16 protein-coding genes are annotated in these 20515 nt (G+C 32.8%); 7 read left to right on the top strand and 9 right to left on the bottom strand.

Going from position 1 to position 20515, the window contains the following annotated elements; translation table 11 throughout:
* Positions 1–107 precede the first annotated feature (107 nt).
* The 6 genes from VGE71_RS03910 to VGE71_RS03885 are packed head-to-tail and all read right to left on the bottom strand — an operon-like array spanning position 108 to position 4160.
* Positions 108–1031, bottom strand: a complete 924-nt coding sequence (locus VGE71_RS03910) for a substrate-binding domain-containing protein (protein WP_331137124.1) — start codon at positions 1029–1031, stop codon at positions 108–110.
* Between the two features lie 4 nt (positions 1032–1035).
* Positions 1036–1266, bottom strand: a complete 231-nt coding sequence (locus VGE71_RS03905) for a hypothetical protein (protein WP_331137123.1) — start codon at positions 1264–1266, stop codon at positions 1036–1038.
* On the bottom strand, positions 1266–2069 hold the full coding sequence (locus VGE71_RS03900) for an energy transducer TonB (protein ID WP_091494873.1): 804 nt from the start codon (positions 2067–2069) through the stop codon (positions 1266–1268). Before VGE71_RS03900 ends, VGE71_RS03905 begins: the two co-directional genes overlap by 1 nt.
* 30 nt (positions 2070–2099) lie before the next feature.
* Positions 2100–2663 (bottom strand): biopolymer transporter ExbD, encoded by a 564-nt coding sequence (locus VGE71_RS03895; RefSeq protein ID WP_331137122.1) that lies wholly within the window; start codon positions 2661–2663, stop codon positions 2100–2102.
* A gap of 17 nt (positions 2664–2680) precedes the next feature.
* A complete protein-coding gene (locus VGE71_RS03890; protein WP_109190732.1) occupies positions 2681–3292 on the bottom strand; it encodes an ExbD/TolR family protein in 612 nt (203 codons plus the stop codon).
* A 43-nt stretch (positions 3293–3335) separates the two neighbouring features.
* The gene (locus VGE71_RS03885; RefSeq protein ID WP_008464979.1) at positions 3336–4160 is read right to left on the bottom strand and encodes a MotA/TolQ/ExbB proton channel family protein; all 825 of its coding nucleotides are present in this window, start codon (positions 4158–4160) and stop codon (positions 3336–3338) included.
* A gap of 381 nt (positions 4161–4541) precedes the next feature.
* Here VGE71_RS03885 and VGE71_RS03880 point away from each other — a divergent pair, with 381 nt between their 5' ends.
* Positions 4542–6062: a helicase HerA-like domain-containing protein gene (locus VGE71_RS03880; protein WP_331137121.1), complete on the top strand. Its 1521-nt coding sequence runs from the start codon at positions 4542–4544 to the stop codon at positions 6060–6062.
* Between the two features lie 145 nt (positions 6063–6207).
* Here the strand turns inward: VGE71_RS03880 and VGE71_RS03875 are convergent, their stop codons facing one another.
* A complete protein-coding gene (locus VGE71_RS03875) occupies positions 6208–7551 on the bottom strand; it encodes an NAD(P)/FAD-dependent oxidoreductase (protein WP_331137120.1) in 1344 nt (447 codons plus the stop codon).
* 289 nt (positions 7552–7840) lie between these two features.
* Complete coding sequence (locus VGE71_RS03870) at positions 7841–9325, bottom strand: DUF1254 domain-containing protein (RefSeq protein WP_331137119.1); 1485 nt, start codon at positions 9323–9325, stop codon at positions 7841–7843.
* A gap of 207 nt (positions 9326–9532) precedes the next feature.
* Between VGE71_RS03870 and VGE71_RS03865 the strand changes: the two genes are divergently transcribed.
* The 4 genes from VGE71_RS03865 to VGE71_RS03850 all read left to right on the top strand — a co-directional run bounded on the left by VGE71_RS03865 (position 9533) and on the right by VGE71_RS03850 (position 14341).
* Positions 9533–10318 (top strand): AraC family transcriptional regulator, encoded by a 786-nt coding sequence (locus tag VGE71_RS03865; RefSeq protein WP_331137118.1) that lies wholly within the window; start codon positions 9533–9535, stop codon positions 10316–10318.
* Positions 10319–10392: 74 nt separating this feature from the next.
* Entirely contained in the window at positions 10393–11901 is a 1509-nt protein-coding gene (locus VGE71_RS03860; RefSeq protein ID WP_331137117.1) for a serine hydrolase, read from the top strand.
* A gap of 376 nt (positions 11902–12277) precedes the next feature.
* Positions 12278–13741 (top strand): serine hydrolase, encoded by a 1464-nt coding sequence (locus VGE71_RS03855; protein ID WP_331137116.1) that lies wholly within the window; start codon positions 12278–12280, stop codon positions 13739–13741.
* Between the two features lie 150 nt (positions 13742–13891).
* Complete coding sequence (locus VGE71_RS03850; protein ID WP_331137115.1) at positions 13892–14341, top strand: hypothetical protein; 450 nt, start codon at positions 13892–13894, stop codon at positions 14339–14341.
* Positions 14342–14464: 123 nt separating this feature from the next.
* On the opposite strand, the gene VGE71_RS03845 is transcribed toward VGE71_RS03850, so the two are convergent.
* Positions 14465–16855 carry a penicillin acylase family protein gene (locus VGE71_RS03845; RefSeq protein ID WP_331137114.1) on the bottom strand — a complete coding sequence of 797 codons (2391 nt, stop codon included), beginning with the start codon at positions 16853–16855 and terminating at the stop codon, positions 14465–14467.
* A gap of 110 nt (positions 16856–16965) precedes the next feature.
* Between VGE71_RS03845 and VGE71_RS03840 the strand changes: the two genes are divergently transcribed.
* Both VGE71_RS03840 and VGE71_RS03835 read left to right on the top strand, forming a co-directional pair.
* The gene (locus VGE71_RS03840; RefSeq protein ID WP_331137113.1) at positions 16966–18522 is read left to right on the top strand and encodes a hypothetical protein; all 1557 of its coding nucleotides are present in this window, start codon (positions 16966–16968) and stop codon (positions 18520–18522) included.
* Between the two features lie 152 nt (positions 18523–18674).
* Positions 18675–20471 carry a hypothetical protein gene (locus tag VGE71_RS03835; protein WP_331137112.1) on the top strand — a complete coding sequence of 599 codons (1797 nt, stop codon included), beginning with the start codon at positions 18675–18677 and terminating at the stop codon, positions 20469–20471.
* Positions 20472–20515 lie beyond the last annotated feature (44 nt).

Below are 20515 nucleotides of genomic sequence, written 5' to 3'. Positions count from 1 at the left end.
CAATTGCTTTTTTTGCTTCGTTTATGTCTTGCGCATTTGCACCGGCAGCCGACGCAATTAAAGCAAGACTAAAAATTTTAAATTTATTCATCTTTATCGTAATTAATTTATTCTTTATCTTTTATAATTTCATTTCTAATTTTAAGCTTACGCCCAGGAGTTTTATACGGTAAAAGTCCTGATTTCAAAACAATACGCTGACCTATATCTCCAGCTATGAAAGAAGCGAATCCCATTCCTAATCCTGTATAACCCTGACAGTTAATAATAAACAAATCACGTGCCAAAGGATATTTTCCTAATGCCAAGTCATCTTGCGTTGGACTGTAATAGTTAGGATCATTTAAGCCTTTTACGCTTAAAACATTAATCTTCTTAATAGTCTCTATCATATCAGGAGTTGGCTGATACAACCAGTTTACACCAATCACACCAATCATTCCATCATTCTCAGAAACAAATTTGATTACCTCATTATTTGTTTTAAAAGAAAAGACACCAGACTTTGGAATTTCATTAATCTTAGCTAATTCTTTTATGTAACGAACAGTACTTGAATTAGGATTATCGAAAACCAGGCCTTTAATTTTAGTATCTGTTTTTCCTTGAAGAAAATCAATTACACTTTTCAACGCAATTAGTGTATCATTATTGCTCTTATTTGAAATAAATGCAATGGCATCATGCGCAAAAGGCGTTAAACGAGGATTAATCTTATTTTTTTCAAAACGAGTTCTTTCCTCTGCTGTCAAATCTCTTGTTGTTATTGCCACTTTAGCTTTCTGATTTAGTAAATCATTAATAACTTCAGCTTCTGACTTAGATTTAACATTAATTTTTGCATCATAGTAAGTCCCTTCAAATACCGCAACCTGATCGTCTACAATTTGCTTTACTGTTTCATCAACAACAATATCAAGCGATCCTTTCAAAATGGTTTCTTTCTGAGCTTCATTCTTGTTTTTTTGGTTACACATGGCAAACAAAAAGACAAAAACAATCAATCCTAAAGCCTTACTATATTTCAACATAATTTTATTGTTCTTTTGAATTAATTAACCTTAAAAATCTTATTCCCGAATATACGATCAGCAAAACTCCAAACATATATCTATACTTCCATTCCATATTAAGCGGAAGCTTTTCCCAAAACATGATCATTAAACCGAGTACAAGATAAATTAAAAAAAACAGTATTCCTAAAACAAGAAGAAATCGCTCTTTGAGCGATTTCTTCTGAATATTATTAAGTATATCTTTTAACATTATTCTGCAGATTGAATAGTAATAGGTAAAGAGTATAATACCCTTACTTTTTTACCATTTTGCTCGCCAGGAGTCCATTTTGGACATTTTTTAAGAACACGAATTGCTTCTGCTCCTGTACCGTAACCGATATCCCTTAAAACTTTAATGTCGGTTAATGAACCGTCTTTTTCAACTACAAACGTAACGTAAACTTTACCTTTTAAACCTTCTTCTTCTGGAGTTTTGTAATTGTTTCCTACGAATTTGTAGAATTTCTCAATTCCTCCTGGGAAATCTGGTTTTACTTCGATACCAGCTGTATTATATACAGTGTTATCTTCTTGGATTACCTCCTGAACTGGTCCTTTACCAACTGGCTCATCAACAGTTAAAACTGCATCTGGATCTCCTTTGATAGTTTCAGCACCAACTTTTTTGTCCTTCAAATCCACAATTTTTGGTGGATCTTCGGTAACTTCTTCAGCCTTTGCAACCACAGGTTTTACGAATTTTACCTGATCCACTTTTGGTGGTGGTGGTGGTGGTGGCGGTTGATTTGGTTTAATTTCCTCTTTTTTCTTTGGAGGTAATTTTACCGTTGCAATCTTAATATCGTTATTTACCTCTTCTTCTTGAGAATCTGGTAAGAAACTAGCAATAAGAGGTGCAGCAACAGCAAAGCTAAAAATAAGTGAACCGATCACAAGTGCTTTCACAGTTGTTTTACCGTTCGATTTTCTCAGCTCGTATGCTCCATATATCTTATTACGTCCTTCGAATACGATATCAAGCCACTGATTTTTTATAATATCTAATTTCATATCTCTTGATTTTTAATTTGACAAAAAAGATTATTCAGCTTTCTTATCTATTAATTTCGTTTCCTCTGGTGAAAACTCAGGAACGATTGCATAAGTATCTACTCCTGAAATTGCCATCTCATCCAACATATCAACCAAATTACGGTAATTTGATTTTTTAGTTGGCTTAATGATTACAATTATCCCTTGGTCTGGTTTTCCTTTAGCCGCAGAATACGCTAAAACATTTTTTTTCTGTTTTAACAATTCTCTACGAATCCCATCTTTACCATATGTAATGTCTTTAGGCCCTACTTTAGGAGTCGCTAACAATCCCATGTAGTAAACAATTTTATTATCATCCCCTAACATTACTGTCATAGTACGATTCTCGTCTACCTTGGTATCCTTCTGTTCCGGATTTTTATCATCTTTATCTGGCAATGACAAATCCATCGATTGAGGTTTTGACAACGAAGTAGTCAACATAAAGAATGTGATCAATAAGAATGCCAAATCCACCATTGCCGTTAAATCGACTTTCGAATTCTGCTTTTTACTTCTTACTTTACCGCCTTTACCACCACCGCCGTCGCCGGTATTTAATTCAGCCATTTAGTGTATTTTTTTAATTAAAAGTCTTTCCCTCTAGTTCCTGTAACTAAGTTAAAGGAATTGATTTTCTGATCTTGTAAAATATCCATAATTTTTTTGATTTGTGGATATTCTTCCTTCGCATCTCCTTTTATAGCAATCTGCAATTCTTTGTCATCTAAATCAATTGTAGCTCTTCTAGAAATAAGAAGCCACTCTTTTAATTGATTATCCAATGAATCCAAAGGAATTCCAGGTTGATTTGCTTTGGTTCTGTCCGCCGCTTTCATATCAATGATCTGCTTTAAACCTGTAACTGGCACACCAAAATCGTCCATCAATGCAAATTTGGTTTTATCGTCTTCAGAGAATTCGATACCATATTTTGCACCAATTCCCTCAAGAGTTCTTTTACGAATCTCTCTTCCTTTGATGTCAAAAAATACTTTTCCTTTTCCTACTGTAATAATTGCCAAATCAGTATCTGGTAATTTAGTTTGTACAGTAGATGCAGGCGTATCTACAGGAAGTGCTTCTGGCACTTTAGCAGTAGCGGTCAAAATAAAGAACGTTAGCAAAAGGAATGCAACATCACACATCGCAGTCATATCTGTCGATGTCGACTTTTTTTTCATTTTTATTTTAGCCATTATCTTTTATTTTATTTTTTTGATAATAAATATCAAAAATTAATTATTGTCTTAAACTTCCTCTGAATTTTCTGTAAGTATTAACGATAGTAGTACCAGCCTCATCGATAGAGTAAGTTAAATCGTCAATTTTAGCAGTAAAGAAGTTGTAAGAAACAATTGCTAAGATAGAAGTAGAGATACCTGTAGCAGTGTTGATAAGTGCCTCAGAGATACCTGTTGCAAGAGCAGCTTGGTCAGGAGTACCAGCAGAAGCTAACGCACCAAACGCTTTAATCATACCAGATACAGTTCCTAATAATCCTCCTAATGTACCTAAAGATACTAAAGTAGAGATAATAGTCATGTTTTTCTCTAACATTGGCATTTCTAATGAAGTTGCCTCTTCAATTTCTTTGTGGATTACTTCTGAAGCTTCTTCGCTGTTGAATCCTTCTTTTTTAACATCTTGGTATTTTACCAAAGCAGATTTAATTGCGTTTGCAACTGAACCTTGTTGTTTGTCACATGAAGCGATAGCAGCCTCGATGTTTCCTTCTTTAATACTACCTTGAACACTTTTCATGAATTTGTCAAGGTTAGTTTTTCCTGCAGCTTTACCGATAACGATAAATCTTTCAATAGAAAAAACAACAACCATTAAAAACATACCTAATAATACTGGTACGATGAAACCTCCTTTATATACTTGTCCTAATGTATTGATTGGATGTCCTGTTTCTGGATTACCTCCTTCGAAGTTAGCAGAATCCCCCATGATTACTTTCCAAATAAACACCCCTACTAAGATACACGCTACAATAATGATTCCTGTAATCATTCCTCCGCCATTTGAAGTGCTTTCTTTTTTAACTTTAACGTTTGCCATTTTTTTTAATTTTAATAGTTTTAAATAATTTTTATTTTTTAGTTATATTTAACTTGTAGAGGAGCAAATTTATACGTTTAGTTTAAATAAAAAAACTTTTTTTAATTTAATTGACCGAAATTTAACTTCAATTTAAAAAATATCTCATTAAATTGGTCGCGTCATTTTTTAGATAAAACAAAAAATACGACGATAATTGGAAAAATTACAACGTTTTAGTAAATATTCAAAGATTCCTTTGATATCTTCTTAAAAAGCTGAGAATTTTTTTTTTATTAATTTTTCAATCAAAAAAAGCTTTTTCTTACTAAAAAAAACCACATAAAATGTGCTCGAAAACATAGCAATACTCATATAACCAACTAAATTACGAATAAAAAAATGAATAAAAAAGACAATTTTATTACAGATATAAATACTGGTTATTCTTCAAAAGGAGACAGCATCATCTTAGGAGGCGCAATGCTTGACGGAGAACCACTTGCAGAAGCGCATGTAAAGATTCCGCTAAAAACTTTAAATCGTCACGGATTAATTGCGGGTGCAACCGGAACAGGTAAAACCAAAACAATTCAGGTATTTTCGGAGCAACTTTCAAATGCTGGAATTCCAGTTTTGATGATGGATATAAAAGGTGATTTTAGTGGTATTGCAAAAGAAGGAAAAGAGGAAGGTTTTATTACCGAAAGACATGCTAAAATAAATATACCTTATAATGTGTCTGCGTTTCCTGTAGAACTCATGTCTTTGTCCAAACAAAATGGAGTACGTTTACGCGCTACTGTTTCTGAATTTGGACCGGTTTTATTTTCCAGAATTCTAGACCTTAATGATACTCAGGCTGGAGTTGTCGCGGTTATCTTTAAATACTGTGACGATAATCAAATGCCTTTATTGGATTTAAAAGACATCAAAAAAGTAATCAATTATATTACAGAAGAAGGTAAAGACGAAATCGCTGCCAGTTATGGAAAAATATCTACGGCCACAACGGGAACTATTCTTAGAAAAATTATTGAATTGGAGCAACAGGGAGGTGATTTGTTTTTTGGGGAATTATCTTTTGAAACGGATGATTTAATGCGAATTGACGAAAATGGAAAAGGTTACGTAAACATCATCCGCCTGACAGATATCCAGGATAAACCTAAATTGTTCTCAACTTTTATGTTAAGTCTTTTGGCTGAAATTTATCAAAAAATGCCCGAAAAAGGGGATGCTGAACAACCTGAATTAGTTATTTTTATTGATGAAGCGCATTTAATCTTCAATGAGGCGAGTAAAGCTTTGTTAGAGCAAATAGAGACAATTGTAAAACTGATTCGTTCTAAAGGTGTCGGAATTTATTTTGTTACTCAAAACCCTATGGATGTTCCCACTGGTGTTTTGGCTCAATTAGGGTTAAAGATCCAGCATGCACTTAGAGCTTTTACTGCAAATGATCGTCAAGCAATTAAGAAAACGGCTGATAATTATCCTACTTCTCAATATTATAAAACAGATGAATTACTAACCAGTTTGGGAATTGGAGAGGCATTGGTTACAGCACTTAACGAAAAAGGTATCCCAACTCCTCTCGTGGCAACAATGATGCGTGCCCCACAAAGCCGAATGGATATTTTATCTGATTCTGAAATTGACGAAATAAACGGAAAATCGAAACTGGTAAAAAAATATGCCGAAGAAATTGACCGCGAAAGTGCTTTCGAAATTTTAACCAAAAAGCTAACCCAGGCTTCTGAAGCTGCTGCTCAACAGGAAGAAGAAGCTCCTAAAAAATCTTCAAAATCGGAACCAAGTACCACAGAAGTAGTTACGAAATCGGTTCTTAAAGTCGTAACAAGTGCTACCTTTATCAGAGGTGTTTTTGGGGTTTTGTCAAAATTCATGAAAAGCAAATAAAAATAAACCATATAAGTGATATAAGTTCATTTAAAATTATACTATATATTAATAAACAAACCCGACAGATTTCAAAACTGTCGGGTTTGTTATTTTATACAAAGTTTTATATTTACTTATATCACTTATATGGTTCAAAAAAAATTTAGGCTTGTTGCAACAATCCAAGAATTTTGTTTTCAACTTCTGGACCATCCCAAATGTTTTCGATATTTTCCATTCGAAGAACTTCTTCCATAATTCCGTTTTGATAATCTCCGATTGCTAAAGCTTCAGCATAAGGACGATCACTAAAAGTAACTCGACTGTAAAGCGGAATCCATTTGTCTGGATGTTTATCTGAAAATACTTTTTCTATTTTCTTTTGTAGCAAGAATTTTTCATCTGCTGTTTTGGTGCTCATTTCTAGAAAATTTCGATATGAAAGCTCTGCAATGGCATCTGCATTTGGTTTTCGTGAAATCTGATATTCTGCAAAAATCTTTTTCCAATCGTCTTGGTACTTTTCAATCATTTCACTCAAAACCGTAATATCTTCAAAACCAGCATTCATTCCTTGTCCGTAAAACGGAACAATGGCATGACAGGCATCTCCAATTAAAGCAATTTTATTTTCAAAAGTCCATGGAAAACATTTCATTGTCACCAAAGTACTTGTCGGATTTTTAAAGAAATCGTTAGCTAATTCCGGAATTACCTCAATTGAATCTGGGAAGTTTTTCTCGAAGAAATCTTCCACCATTTTTCGGTCTGTTAATGACTCAAAAGAATTTTCTCCTTCAAAAGGCATAAATAAGGTACAAGTAAAACTTCCATCAAGATTAGGAAGCGCAATTAACATATATTCGCCTCTTGGCCAAATATGAAAAGAGTTTTTATCTAATTTATGAGTTCCGTCTGGATTTGCAGGAATATTAAGTTCTTTATATCCCATGTTTAGAAATTCCTGAGAATAATTAAACATGCTCTGACGCTGCATTCTATGACGAATTCTAGAGAAAGCACCATCGGCACCAAAAACCATATCGAATTTTCGTTCTTCCCACTCTCCTCTTTCGCTTTCACCAATATGTAAAGTTGCATCGCTTAAGGTAACATCCCAAACTTTTTGTTCAAAATGAAATTCTGCTCCAGCTTGTTCAGCCAAATCGATCATTTTACGATTTAGTTTTCCTCTGGAAATCGAATAAATAGATTCTCCTTCCTGACCGTAATTCTGAAAGTTTAGTTTATCCACCAAATGAATGGCGCGTTTGTCCATCGGAATTGCAATTTCCCGAACCGCATCTCCCACTCCAACGGCATCCAAAGCTTTCCAGCCGCGATTAGACATTGCCAAATTAATGGAACGTCCAGAGAAATTTATTTTTCGAATATCCGGACTACGATCATAAACATGAACAGTGTGACCAGCTTTTTTAAGATAAATTGCCAGCAACGATCCTACAAGTCCAGAACCAACCACAGCAATTTTTAATGAAGTTTGCATCAAGGAAAATCTAATATTGGGTCGTAAAAATAACTAATAATTAAACATAAGCCTTAAAATAAATAACAAATTGTTTGTTAATAGTGATTCCAACAGATTTACTTCATTTTTTCTTTATTTAAAAATAAAACAAAATGTTATTTTATCGGATTTATTTAAGAAAATTAAACAATTAAATTTGTTGTAAATATTTCAGTTTGTCAAAATAAAAATGCCTCAATTTTAAGTTGAGGCATTTTTTGAATTAATTAACCTTTTCGAAATCTTTTTATTTCTATAAGTTATAAATTTATTTTACTTCTTCAAAATCTCCTGGTTTCCAGCTTCCATCAAAAGCTGCTTTCTCTGGACCATAAATACGTATGTAAACAAACCAGCCTTTGTTTGGAATTGTTTTTATCCACTGTCCTTCTTTTCCTTCTGGTGCTTTTGGACCAAAATACAAGTCGACAGTTTTACCTCCTATTTTATCTTTAAGTTCAAACATAGATCGCAACGCCGCTTTATTCTGATCTGTTGCAACCTGACTTCTTGTTTCAGCATCATAAACTGTTACCGACCAGAAAAGTTTTGCAGGAGCAGGAGTTGGAATAGTTAGCTTATATGTTTTTGAACCGTCTACATATTTCCCTGTATTATCTTTAAGTCCGAGCCAATATAAAGACCCAGCTCCTTCTTTTCTTCTGAACATTGCTGGAGAAGCTCCAATTGCCTGATAAAACCAAGTTTCTCGTGCATCAATATCGACATAATTTTGGGTATTAAAATCACCATCTTCAAAACGCAGTCCGACCCATTCCCACTGACGGTCTTTCCAAACGATGCGATCTGATCTGCGATCTGCAAACGATTGTACACGCATTTGTGCATTCGCAATTTTTGCTGCTTTTTCTAGAATTCCTTTCATACGAGCATCTGGACTGAATGGTTTTCCTTTTGCAATTCCTAAAACAGCTAATTCTCCATAATAATCTCGATAACCATCATAAGAAGGTTCGCGATCTATAACTTGTTTCAATACTTCCCAATATTTAAACTTGGTTTCATATTCTAATGGCGTGGTATTTTGCGGTTTATTACTAAGTTCAATCCAAGTTGGATCTTTCCAATCTGCAGTTTTATTTAATGGATAAACTTTTACGGTGGTAAGCCTATCTAAAGCTGCTTTTACATCGCCACCAACAGGAAGAGAACGTACACCGACTGTTAAATTATCGGATGAAGAATGCCAAACATGATAACCTGAACTTGGCACCGCTCCCTTATATCCAAATGGTAGAATAAGATGTTTTCCTCCTTTTCCTGCATCAGGACCTGGTATTCCCATATCGGCAACCCAACGCTGATTTACATCCATTGCTACAACAATAAGTGGTCCGGCAGGAACTTCGACTACCATTGGTCCTTTTGATAAATCAATTACAACAGGCGCATAAGGTGTATCTGAATTCAATGTATAACCAACCTGAGCAGGTTTTGTATCCAATGTTCCAAAAGCCTTATTGGCTGTAACTCCCATTTCTAAATTTCCTAAACCAATTGCTGCGCCAGAAACAGTTGGATAGAAAAATTTATAAGTCTGGATTGCACGATTAAGATCGGCATCATCATACGCTTTTTGAATAGTGGCTTCTGTTGGATAACCTCCTACAAATTCATAACCATCTACACTAGAAGAATCGGCAGTTTTACTTTCATTATTTACTACTGTTTCTTTCTTACAACCCGTTGCAAAAAGCATTAACAAAAACAAAAAAGGAATTATTCTTTTCATAATATTTAGTTTTTTGATTGGACATAAAATTCAAATCAAAATTAACTTTTGGTACGAAAATTCGACTTTTTTAAAACTGCTATTAGGTTTCAAATTATAAAATGAAACCATTTTTTAATTCTTCCGAGAATAATTTGTTTGAGCTTTTTAAATTAAATTTGAATAAAAAATGACCTAAACCAATTTTTAAAGTTTAATTCAGCTTAAATGAAATTATATTCCGAATACTATGTAAGTCAAAACTCAGAAAGGTTTGTCAATAAAATTTGGTGTCTGGATAACAGTTTCGGCGAAAGCCAAATCGAAAATAAACTGGTACTTCCAAATGGCTGTTTTAATCTTGCTATTGTTTCTGGAAATGCAATTGAGGTTCATACCAGCAAAAAGAAATATGAACTCAACCCAGGAATCTATTTCTGCTCGCAAATGACAAATAAAGTTTTGGTTAATATTGAACCTAAAACCAAAGTTATCATCATTCAACTCCATGCTTGGACGCTTTCGATGTTTCCTAAATATGATTTAAGCAATTTTACCGATTCTATTCTAAAAATTCACTCAAATGAATTGCCTTTTAAAGTTGAGATTCAATCTGATATTCAGACACTATTAAACACAATCAATTTTTATTTTGACGCATTAGCCAATTCAAATCAAAATGTGATTGAAAGAATTTGTGAAATCATTAAAAATGAAGAAGAAATTTCAGTATCAGAAATAAGTAAAACACTAAAAACTTCACAACGTCTGCTACAGATTAAATTTAAAGCAGCAACTGGATTGACCATTAAAAAATATATTCAAATCCTAAAATTCAGAAAATCGGTTGACCAAATGGTACATGCAGATTTAGAAAAAATGAGTTTAACCGAAGTTGCACTTTATAATAAATATTTTGATCAGTCCCATTTTATAAAAAAATTCAAAGACGTAACTAAAACAACCCCAAAAATGTTCAATCCAGATTTGTATTTTCTTTCTCAAAAAAGATAACATTTCGCATTTGTACAATTTTGTGATTTTAGATTGAAGTAATTTTGCCATTCATCAATCAATCATCACAAATAATGAAAATCAATGACACTACTTTTCAATTAAAAATCTTTTTAGTTGCAATACTCCTTTTTCAAATTCAATTAGGTTTTTCTCAGGAAGAAAAAAGTTCGGCCTTATACAAAACCATTATGTCGAAAGACAGTTTATTATTTACTATTGGTTTTAACACTTGCGACATAAAACAATTCGAAGATTTATATACCGAAGATTTTGAGTTTTATCATGATAAAGATAGTATTTCGGATAAGGCAAGATTTTTAAAAACGCTTAAAAGTGGTATTTGCTCTCCAACAAGAAAATATAATTACCGAAGAGAACTCATTAATGGAAGCACTCAAATTTATCCTTTATATAAAAATGGAACTTTATACGGCGCGATACAAATGGGAACGCATCGTTTTTATGAAACTTCGGCTGGTAATGCTGAACAAGCTGGAAGTTTTGCCAAATTCACACATCTTTGGCTCTTGAAAAATAAAAATTGGAAACTGGCAAGATCACTAAGTTACAATCATCAAATAACTAGTTCTACGGCAAGCATATCAAACCTTTTTGATAATGATCAAGAAACTGAAAAATGGCTGAAAGAAAATAACATTCCTACTTTAGGATTGGGCATTATTTCAGATGGAAAGCTAAAACAGATCAAAACTTTTGGCAAACTAAAACGAGATGTTTCTGCACCTTATAATACGATTTGGAATGTTGCTTCGCTGACTAAACCTGTAACTGCAATGGTTGCTTTGAAATTGGTCTCTCAAGGAAAATGGGATTTGGACGAACCACTTGATCACTACTGGATTGATCCAGATATTGCCAAAGATCCGAATCATAAATTACTGACAACCAGAATTATTTTAAGTCATCAAACGGGTTTTCCTAATTGGAGATCTTTTAATGAATCTAAAAAATTGGATTTTAAGTTTAAACCCGGAACAAAATATCAATATTCTGGAGAAGGATTTGAATATCTGCGAAGAGCATTAGAGAAAAAATTTCGTAAGACACTAGATCAATTGGCTTCGGAATTGGTTTTTGAACCTTTTAAAATGAACGATTCCCAATTAATTTGGAATGATAAAATAGATCTTACGAGATATGCTATTAATTATGACAAAGATGGAAATGCTTACGAGCCTACTAAAAATAAATCTGTAAATGCGGCCGATGACTTGTTGACTACAATTGAAGATTATGGTAGATTTTTATCCAATGTTATGAATGGCGAAGGATTAAGTAAAAAGGTTTTTGATGATATGATTTCGCATCAAGTTCAAACTAAAAAAGACAAATACTTTGGTTTAGGTTTCGAAATTTATGATTTAGGAAATGAAAACTATGCACTTTCGCATGGCGGAGCAGATCAAGGTGTTCAAACAATTTTTATTTTACTTCCGAAAACGAAACAAGGTTTAATCATTTTTACCAATGTTGATGATGGCTATAAAATTTATGAAAGTATTGTGCTTCATTATTTAGGTGAAAACGGAAGAAAAATAATCGATATCGAAACCAAGTAATGCTCTTCTTGAATCAGATAGTAACACTAATTCTGAGAAACATGATAAAATTATTCATTCTTCTATTACTTTATTTGTGCACTATTTTAACTGCTTTATAGCACTTCAAAATATTTGTTAGTTATGAGCATAGACCGACTTTTTCAGTCAATTTGGTCTGTGCTCTTACTTTTTTATGAAGAAAAACAAAAAAACACTTTATTTCTTGAAACCATTTTAGAAAATGATCGTCTAAACTTTTAAGAACCTCAATATATTTGTAAGTAAAAAACGTAAATTCGTAATCAACTTACTGAATAAGTTGCAGTTAAAAAGTTTCAATCATCAATCCAAAAACAAATCATTTTTATTAATCCAAAATCCACAATTATCAATCATGATGAAAAAATCAATCAAACTTATTACACTTTTTGTTGCTTTTCAGCTTTCGACATTGAGCACTTTTGCTCAGGACAAAGCACAACAAATAGAACAGCTTCTTAGCAAATACAACGAATACGGACAATTTAACGGCTCTGCTCTGGTTGCCGAAAACGGAAAAGTAATTTTCAAAAAAGGTTTTGGTTCTGCCAATATGGAATGGAATATTCCAAACCAGCCTGATACGAAATTTAGATTAGGATCTATCAGTAAACAATTCACTGCTCTTTTGATTGTAAAATTGGCTGAAGAAGGAAAAATAAAACTGGATGTTCCAATTAGCACTTATCTTTCAGATTACCCAAAAGAAAATGGTGATAAAATCACGATTCATCACTTATTGACTCACACTTCTGGAATTCCAAATTATACGAGTGCACCGAATTTCTTTAAAGATAAAGCGAGAAACCCTTATACTCCAGAAGTATTTGTAAAAACGTTTTCTAGTTTACCACTCGAATTTACACCAGACGAAAAATTCAGTTACAGCAATTCGGGTTATTTCTTATTGGGATATATTATCGAAAAAATTACAGGCAAAACATATGAGCAATATCTACAAGAAATCGTTTTTACACCTTTAAAAATGGTCAATTCTGGATACGATCATAGCGATGTTATTTTAAAAAACAGAGCTGCAGGTTATGAAAAACAAGGCAAAAAAATTGTCAATGCAGCTTATGTTGACATGAGTATTCCGTATGCAGCAGGATCTTTGTATTCTACTGTTGAAGATTTATATTTATGGGATCAAGCACTTTACACTAATAAATTACTTTCTGAGAAAAGTATGGAATTGTTATTTAAACCTTACATAAAAGTTGGAGGCGCATCTTATGGTTATGGATGGTTTATAGATGAATTTGATAATGGAGATAAAGGCAAACCAAAAATGGTTGGTCATGGCGGAGGAATAAACGGTTTTAACACAATTATTTCACGCATTTTTACAAATCAAAATCTAGTGGTTTTACTAAATAACACTGGCGGAACTGTTTTAGGAGAAATGACCGATGCTATTCATGCTATTTTATACAACAAACCATTTGAGCAACCGAAAAAATCTTTGGCTTTAGATTTATTAGATATCTACTCAGAAAAAGGTGTTGTCGCTGGAACAGAAAGCTACAAAAAGTTTAAAAACGATCCGACATACGCTATAAAAGAAGGCGATATGAACAGAGTTGGCTATCAGTTATTACAAACTGGAAAAAAGAAAGAAGCTATTGAAATTTTTAAAATCAATACAGAAGCTTTTCCAAAATCTGGAAATGCTTATGATAGTTTAGGCGAAGCTTATTTGGCTGATGGCGATAAAAAACTGGCAATTGCGAATTATAAAAGATCAGTAGAATTGGATCCTACAAATGAAAATGGGAAAAAAGTCTTAGACGAACTTACAAAGAAAACTGGGAAGTAAGATTTTATAATTCTTAAAAACTTAACTCCGATAGAATTGATTTACAATCTTTCTATCGGAGTTTTTTTGTTACAATTTCTAACATTCAAATTTCAGGTTTTATCGTTACAAAAAACTATTTTAGCCGTACCCAAAAACGACTAAAAACCTATGAAAAACTTTAAAAAGCAAGCCTTTCTGGCTTTATCTTTATGTCTGTTTATTCCAGCTGTTTGTGTTTCGCAAAATAATCCTCAGTCTCCTGCCATGCCATCACAACAGAATAAAATTATTATTGATAGAATTGTCGAAGCGACACATTACAAAAATTACGTAGTTGATTTTTGTCTTTCCAAAATAAACGCAGCTTCTGCAAAAGAAGGTTGGAATGAGCAAAAAGCTATGGAAATTAGTCAAAGTATTAATTACAAAAATTTCAGAGATGCGATTTACAACAGTTTTGTTGTTTTTGACGAAGTTGAACTGGAAACTTTGTTAAAAGCCTATGAAAAAGACACTGCTTATCAAACCAAAAATGTGATGACCAACAATAAAGTTCTAATTAATAATTTGAACATTTTTGCTGATGATATTGTGAAGGGAAAATATCTTTCTAAATAAAAGGTACAGAGGGACAAAGTAACAAAGGCACAGAGTTTTTTATTCTTTGTGTATAAATCTTTGTCAAAGTTTGAAACTTTGACAAAGATCTTGTTCTTCAACTTGCAACCTGAAACAAAAAAACTACTTCTTCGGTTTCAAGATCAGTTTTGTAGACGTTTTTACAATTTCCTCTTTATTCAATTTCATTTTTCTGAACTTTCCTGCGTTGTACATTTCGGCTTGATCATCATAATGTTTGCTGAAAGGATTTCCGGATTGTCCTGTTGGCAAAATACTCCAGCTGTTTTCAATATCTGAAAAATCTACAATTCTTCTCGTTGAAGGTCCGCCTTTTGTATAATATTTTCCTTCATCATTAAATCCAAAAAATAAATTGTTGATGACTTCGTTTGAGCCAGGCGAAGCAAAAGGACCAACATTAAATAAACCGCGAAGTGCTTTTACTTTTCCTAACGGATGTTCGTGTTCTACAGTGTGAACTTTACCCCAATTCCAATCTGAAATTGTATTTCCTAATTGATTTTGCAAAGCTATAATAGCATCATGAAAGGATTTAGAAACAATATCTTTTCTCGTTTCCCTCACATTTTTAGTTTTTATATTATCCCACCAAACCGAATTTTCATTTTTAATTTGATTGGCGACAACTTGCTTTCCGACAGAAATTCCAAGAAACAGATTAAAGTTCTCTTTACCCATTTCATCTTCAAATGTATTTTTTAAGTACAGATAAATCCATTTGTTATAAATCGTTGGTGCAACATCATCCAAATTAGTTGTGCCTTTCCAAGATTTTAAAACATTAATCGCTTCTTTTTCCTCAGCCGAAGCAGAATTAAGATCGATGTTGGAAATCAAATTTTTAACCACCTCAACAGCAACATCAGAAGTATTATCGTAAATCATTTTGCTAATCGCTTCTTTATCCCAATCTGATTTTGCATCTAGAATTCCCGAAATTCTTTTAGCTCGATCTTCAGGCAAATAATAACCCGGATACAAATAACCATTATCAATTGCTTCCGGTTGATTATTAGCAGAGTAAACATACCCCCATTTCGGATTTTCTGATGATGGATTCTGCTCAAAATCTAAATATTTTACAATATCATCTTTACCACTTGCACCATCCAAAATTAAATGAGTATTTACGCCTTCATTATGTCTGTACAATTTTCCTGTCGCCCACCAGCCCACATTTCCTTTTGCATCTCCATACATGACATTCAATCCTGGCGCTGCAATTAAGCTGGCTGCTTTTTTAAATTCCTCTTTATTTTTTGCATGTGAAAGTCCGTAGGCAGCATCTAAAATCTGAATCGGCTGATTGGTATAGGTCCACAACATCGCAATTGGATTTTTCTTTTCCAGACGTTCCATTAAATCATTCATAATTGGTCCGTGTCGGCTCGATTTTACCGTCAAAACTACATCTGAAGAATCTTTTACTTTGATGACTTTTTTTCTAGTTTCATATTTACTAAAACCAGTTGGTGTTTGATATTGTGTTACATCACCCGCTTTGTTTTTTTCTTGATAAAAATCGATATCATCATTTTCAAACATCGTTAATCCGTAAGCATAATTGCGATTGTGCGCCAATAACGGAAACGGTGTTCCCGCCAAATAACAACCGTACAATTCGTGTTGCGGTGTCAACAAATGCGCTTCGTACCAAGTTGCAGGTTGTGAAAACCCAATATGCGGATCATTTGCAAAAATTACTTTTCCGCTTTTTGATTTTTGAGGACCAACAACCCAGCTATTACTACCAATAAATGGTGGAATTGGAGATTGATCCAGCATCGCCGTAATAGACTTTGTTATTTCGGCATATTCTCCCAAATTCTCTTTGGAGATCTTAATTTTGGTGTTGTTAAATTCTCCATTAATTCCTAAATCTTTTAGATATTCAACACCATATTTATTTTTAATATCCGTCAATAATGGATCGGTTTTTTGTGCCATTGCAAAACTGAAAGACATATATCCGAAAATATTATAAACATCTTTTATGGTGAATTTTTGCTTTTTCACCCCAACCAAAGTAAATTCAATCGGCGTTACTCCTTCATCCAAATATTGATTAATTCCGTCTAGATAAGCCTGTGTTAATTTATAACTTTCACTATTTTTGTGTAGTTTGGCAATCGCTTTCGCGGAAGCTTCTTCAATACCGATTCCGGCAAAGAATTTATCATTTTTTAGAGCAACTCCACCAAAAATTTCAGACAGACGTCCTGGCGCAATTCTGCGAAGTAATTCCATTTGCCATAGTCGTTCCTGCGCATGAACGTAACCAAGAGCGGTCATAGCATCCTTTTCAGAATCGGCATAAATATGAGGAACTCCAAATTCATCAAAATAAACCGTCGTTTCTTTTTCCAGATTTTTCAATTGCAACGCGCCTTCATATTTTGGTTTTAAATGAAAAATATAGGCAAATAAACCAATGGCAAGAATTACAATAAGAACCAATAAAGTCAGCAGGATTTTTTTAATTATTCTCATATTCTAAAAAAGGATAAAAAATTCAAAATGATATAACTTTTCTCTAAAATCTTATAAAAGAAATTGCTCTTTAAAAGTCTAAATTTATGTATTTAAAATTAATACTATAAATGTCAATCTATAAAAAAATAGCAATTGGAATAATTTCTCTTCTTCTACTCGTAATTTTTGCCAACATCGGTCTGAATTACTGGATTAAAAAACAGCTTCCGATTGTCATTCACGAAAAAAACAAAACAGCTTATAATATTAATTACGAAAAAATTGAAGTCTCTCTTTTTTCTAGAAATATCTACGCCCAAACTTTATTGGTAAGTCCGAAAAACGAACCTAAGGACAGTAAAAACGGATTGTTTTCTAAAATAGAATCTATTACCATAAAACATTTCAATATTTGGGATTTGGCATTTCGCGATATTATTCGAGCAGAAAGTATAATCATCAATAAACCTCGTGTTATTTTATATAAAAAAGGCGAGAAACTGATAAACAACAGCAAAAGCATTAAGAACGAAATTGTCGAGCCTTTTCAAAAAATTATAGGCGTTTCGAATATTTATTTGAATGAAGGAACTGTGGATGTTGTTTCTCTGGATACTAAAAAACCAATCTTCAGCATCAAAAAAATTCTTTTAAAATTGGAAGGAATTTTAATAACCGATGCCACTTTAAAAGAAAAAATTCCGCTTCAATACAAAAGTTACGCTTTAGTCATTGATAGCTTATTTTACAGACCAAGTATTTTTTATCATATCAATATTGGAAAAATAAGTACTGAAAAAAACTTTCTAAAAATCAATAATTTTTCTAATCTTCCTCAATTTGATCGACCGAATTTTGTGAAACGACTGGAAAAAGAAAAAGACATTTACACTTTAAAATTCGATTCGGCACAAGTTGCAAAAATGGATTGGGGTTTTAAAAATGATCGTTTTTATTTTAAAGCAAACTCATTAGTCATCAATCATTTTGATGCGAATATTTACCGCGGAAAAATGCCTAAAGACGATTTGAGTAAAAAATATCTTTACAATCATTTACTTCGAAATCTAAAATTTCCGTTGCAAATTGATACACTTCAAGTTTTGAAATCAAAATTGGTTTACGAAGAAGAAATTGATTTCTCAAAAGGTCCAGGAGTTTTAAATTTTGATAAATTCAATTTGCAGGCAACGAATCTGCGAAGTGGTTTTGGTTTGAAAAAAACAAATGATGTAAAAATTAAAGTCAATTGTATTTTCATGAAAACTTCTCCGTTGAATGTCGATTGGAGTTTTAATGTTTTGGATAAAAATGACGGCTTCCATATTCAGGGTGTGATTTCCAATTTTGATGTTAGAGCAATGGGAAGATTCAGCAAACCTTACATGAATGCTTCTTTTACGGGAGTTTTCCATAAATACCGTTTTAATTTCTACGGAAATGACAATATCTCAAAAGGAAATGCTTCTTTAGATTATGATGACTTAAAAGTAAAATTATACAAAAAGAAAAAACCCGAAAAAGAAGCCAAACTTAAATCAGCAATTGCTAATTTATTAGTCAAAAATGACTCAAAAGACCAAGCCAAAACTGCTGATGTCGAAATAGAACGAATTCAAGAAAAATCATTCTACAACTTTTTATGGCGCAGTATTGCTGAATCTTTGAAGAAAATTTTGATTTAATTTTTTTTTCGCCACGAATTCACGAATTCTTTTGTATAAAATTCGTGAATTCGTGGCGAAAAAACTCTCCTAACAATTGACAAACCTGACAATTATCAGGTTTTAGGAAAATCATTTTTTCAATATTTGCCTTTATTTTAATCTAAAAACAAATGGCAAAAACACCTTTACATACCTTTCACATTCCGGTAATGGGTCTTGCATATACAATTGACAGTCCAATTCGCGTGGCGCAGTACGGAATTTCGTCTGTTATTGCTCTCGCTGATGATGACTTGATTGAGAAAATGCGTAATTTTTACAGCACTAAATTCAATATTCCTTACGAAGAAATCACACAAAAATTTCACGATTATCGTGCTGAAAGAATCACTTCTTACTTAAATTTAGTCGATAAAATTGTAAAAGAAAAATTCGAAAATTTTAAAACTGAATTGGCCGAAAGCAAAACTGCTTTGGATAATTTCATGTCGATGTTACCTAATACTTCTGATATTAAAAAAGGATTTCAGAATTTATTGGATGATGGAATTGCTTTTAAAGAAAACATCCAACAGTATATTGAAACACATCTTTTTCCAGGAGAAATTGATGTGAACATTATGACGAAATTGGACAAAGATAATTTTATCAAAAACGAACAGCTTCCAATTGAATTTAACGATGCTCATGCGGCTTTAAGAGGTTTTGCGAATAGTAATTTAGAATCTTCTGTTGTACTTTCTGCCGGAATGAATCCTAGATTGTTTGGTTACTTCGAAAATTTCAAAGATTTTTTTCCAAATGAAAACAATGAATTGAGAAAGAAAATCATCTTAAAAGTAAGCGATTTTAGATCGGCAATGATTCAGGGAAATTTCTTAGCGAAAAAAGGACTTTGGGTTTCTGAATACCGAATTGAATCGGGATTAAACTGCGGCGGACACGCTTTCGCAACCGACGGACTCTTATTGGGCACCATTTTAGAAGAATTCAAGCAGAAAAAAGAACAACTGGTACAATCTGCTCACGATTTAATGATTAAGGCCTTACAAACCAAAAATCAGCATATTCCTGAAAATCCTTTAGAAATAAAAATTACAGTTCAAGGTGGCGTTGGAACTTCAGCAGAACATGAATTTTTACTAGACGAATACAATGTCGATTCTGTCGGCTGGGGTTCTCCATTTTTACTAGTTCCCGAAGCAACTTCTGTAGATAAGGAAACTCGTAATTTATTGATGAATGCCAAAGAAGATGATTTTTACTTAAGTAACATTTCGCCTTTGGGAGTTCCGTTTAATACTTTGAAAGGCACAACAAATGAATTTTTAAAACAAAAAAGAATTCACGAAAACAAAGCAGGAAGTTCTTGTCCAAAGAAATTTTTGGCATTAAGCAAAGAATACGATCCACACGGAATTTGCACAGCTTCTAAAAAATATCAGGATATAAAACTAGAAGAATTAGAAGCAAAAAAAGATTCATTATCTGTTGATGAATTTGAAAAGAGTAAAATCAAAATCACGGAGAAATCTTGTTTGTGTGTTGGTTTGGCAAATGCATCTTATCTAGAAAATGATATAAAAGTAAAAGGTCAGGCACAAGGGGTTGTAATTTGTCCAGGACCAAACTTGGCTTATTTTGATCAGGAAGTTTCTTTGAAAGATATGATACAGCATATTTACCAAGGAAAATCGGTTATTAGAACAAATCGTCCGAACTTGTTTATTAAGGAGTTAAAAATGTACATTACCTATTTCAGAAATGAAATTCAATCTATATCGGAAGAGCTTTCTACCGCACAGCAAAAAAAATGGAATACTTTTAAATCTAATCTGTTAGATGGAATTGAGTATTATAAAAATTTATTTGAATCGACGCCGGTCTTTCAGGGTGATATTGATCAACTCGATTCTTGTAAATCAGAATTAGTTGATATTAAAATTCCCGTTTCAGAGTTGGTTTAAAATTGAAAACCCCAAATTATTTCTAATTTGGGGTTTGTTTTTAT

It is taken from the genome of Flavobacterium sp. (assembly GCF_036405015.1).
In the GTDB taxonomy this organism is placed as follows: Bacteria; Bacteroidota; Bacteroidia; order Flavobacteriales; family Flavobacteriaceae; genus Flavobacterium.
The sequence above is the reverse complement of the archived record's forward strand: the minus strand, read 5'-3'. Positions and strand labels throughout refer to the sequence as shown.

Excerpts from the sequence above, each read along its gene's own strand:
- VGE71_RS03885 (WP_008464979.1), bottom strand. The coding sequence starts at position 4,160 with ATGGCAAACGTTAAAGTTAAAAAAGAAAGCACTTCAAATGGCGGAGGA.
- VGE71_RS03860 (WP_331137117.1), top strand. The coding sequence starts at position 10,393 with ATGAAAATCAATGACACTACTTTTCAATTAAAAATCTTTTTAGTTGCA.
- VGE71_RS03905 (WP_331137123.1), bottom strand. The coding sequence starts at position 1,266 with ATGTTAAAAGATATACTTAATAATATTCAGAAGAAATCGCTCAAAGAG.
- VGE71_RS03870 (WP_331137119.1), bottom strand. The coding sequence starts at position 9,325 with ATGAAAAGAATAATTCCTTTTTTGTTTTTGTTAATGCTTTTTGCAACG.
- VGE71_RS03850 (WP_331137115.1), top strand. The coding sequence starts at position 13,892 with ATGAAAAACTTTAAAAAGCAAGCCTTTCTGGCTTTATCTTTATGTCTG.
- VGE71_RS03835 (WP_331137112.1), top strand. The coding sequence starts at position 18,675 with ATGGCAAAAACACCTTTACATACCTTTCACATTCCGGTAATGGGTCTT.
- VGE71_RS03845 (WP_331137114.1), bottom strand. The coding sequence starts at position 16,855 with ATGAGAATAATTAAAAAAATCCTGCTGACTTTATTGGTTCTTATTGTA.
- VGE71_RS03840 (WP_331137113.1), top strand. The coding sequence starts at position 16,966 with ATGTCAATCTATAAAAAAATAGCAATTGGAATAATTTCTCTTCTTCTA.
- VGE71_RS03855 (WP_331137116.1), top strand. The coding sequence starts at position 12,278 with ATGATGAAAAAATCAATCAAACTTATTACACTTTTTGTTGCTTTTCAG.
- VGE71_RS03895 (WP_331137122.1), bottom strand. The coding sequence starts at position 2,663 with ATGGCTGAATTAAATACCGGCGACGGCGGTGGTGGTAAAGGCGGTAAA.
- VGE71_RS03910 (WP_331137124.1), bottom strand. The coding sequence starts at position 1,031 with ATGTTGAAATATAGTAAGGCTTTAGGATTGATTGTTTTTGTCTTTTTG.
- VGE71_RS03890 (WP_109190732.1), bottom strand. The coding sequence starts at position 3,292 with ATGGCTAAAATAAAAATGAAAAAAAAGTCGACATCGACAGATATGACT.
- VGE71_RS03880 (WP_331137121.1), top strand. The coding sequence starts at position 4,542 with ATGAATAAAAAAGACAATTTTATTACAGATATAAATACTGGTTATTCT.
- VGE71_RS03875 (WP_331137120.1), bottom strand. The coding sequence starts at position 7,551 with ATGCAAACTTCATTAAAAATTGCTGTGGTTGGTTCTGGACTTGTAGGA.
- VGE71_RS03865 (WP_331137118.1), top strand. The coding sequence starts at position 9,533 with ATGAAATTATATTCCGAATACTATGTAAGTCAAAACTCAGAAAGGTTT.
- VGE71_RS03900 (WP_091494873.1), bottom strand. The coding sequence starts at position 2,069 with ATGAAATTAGATATTATAAAAAATCAGTGGCTTGATATCGTATTCGAA.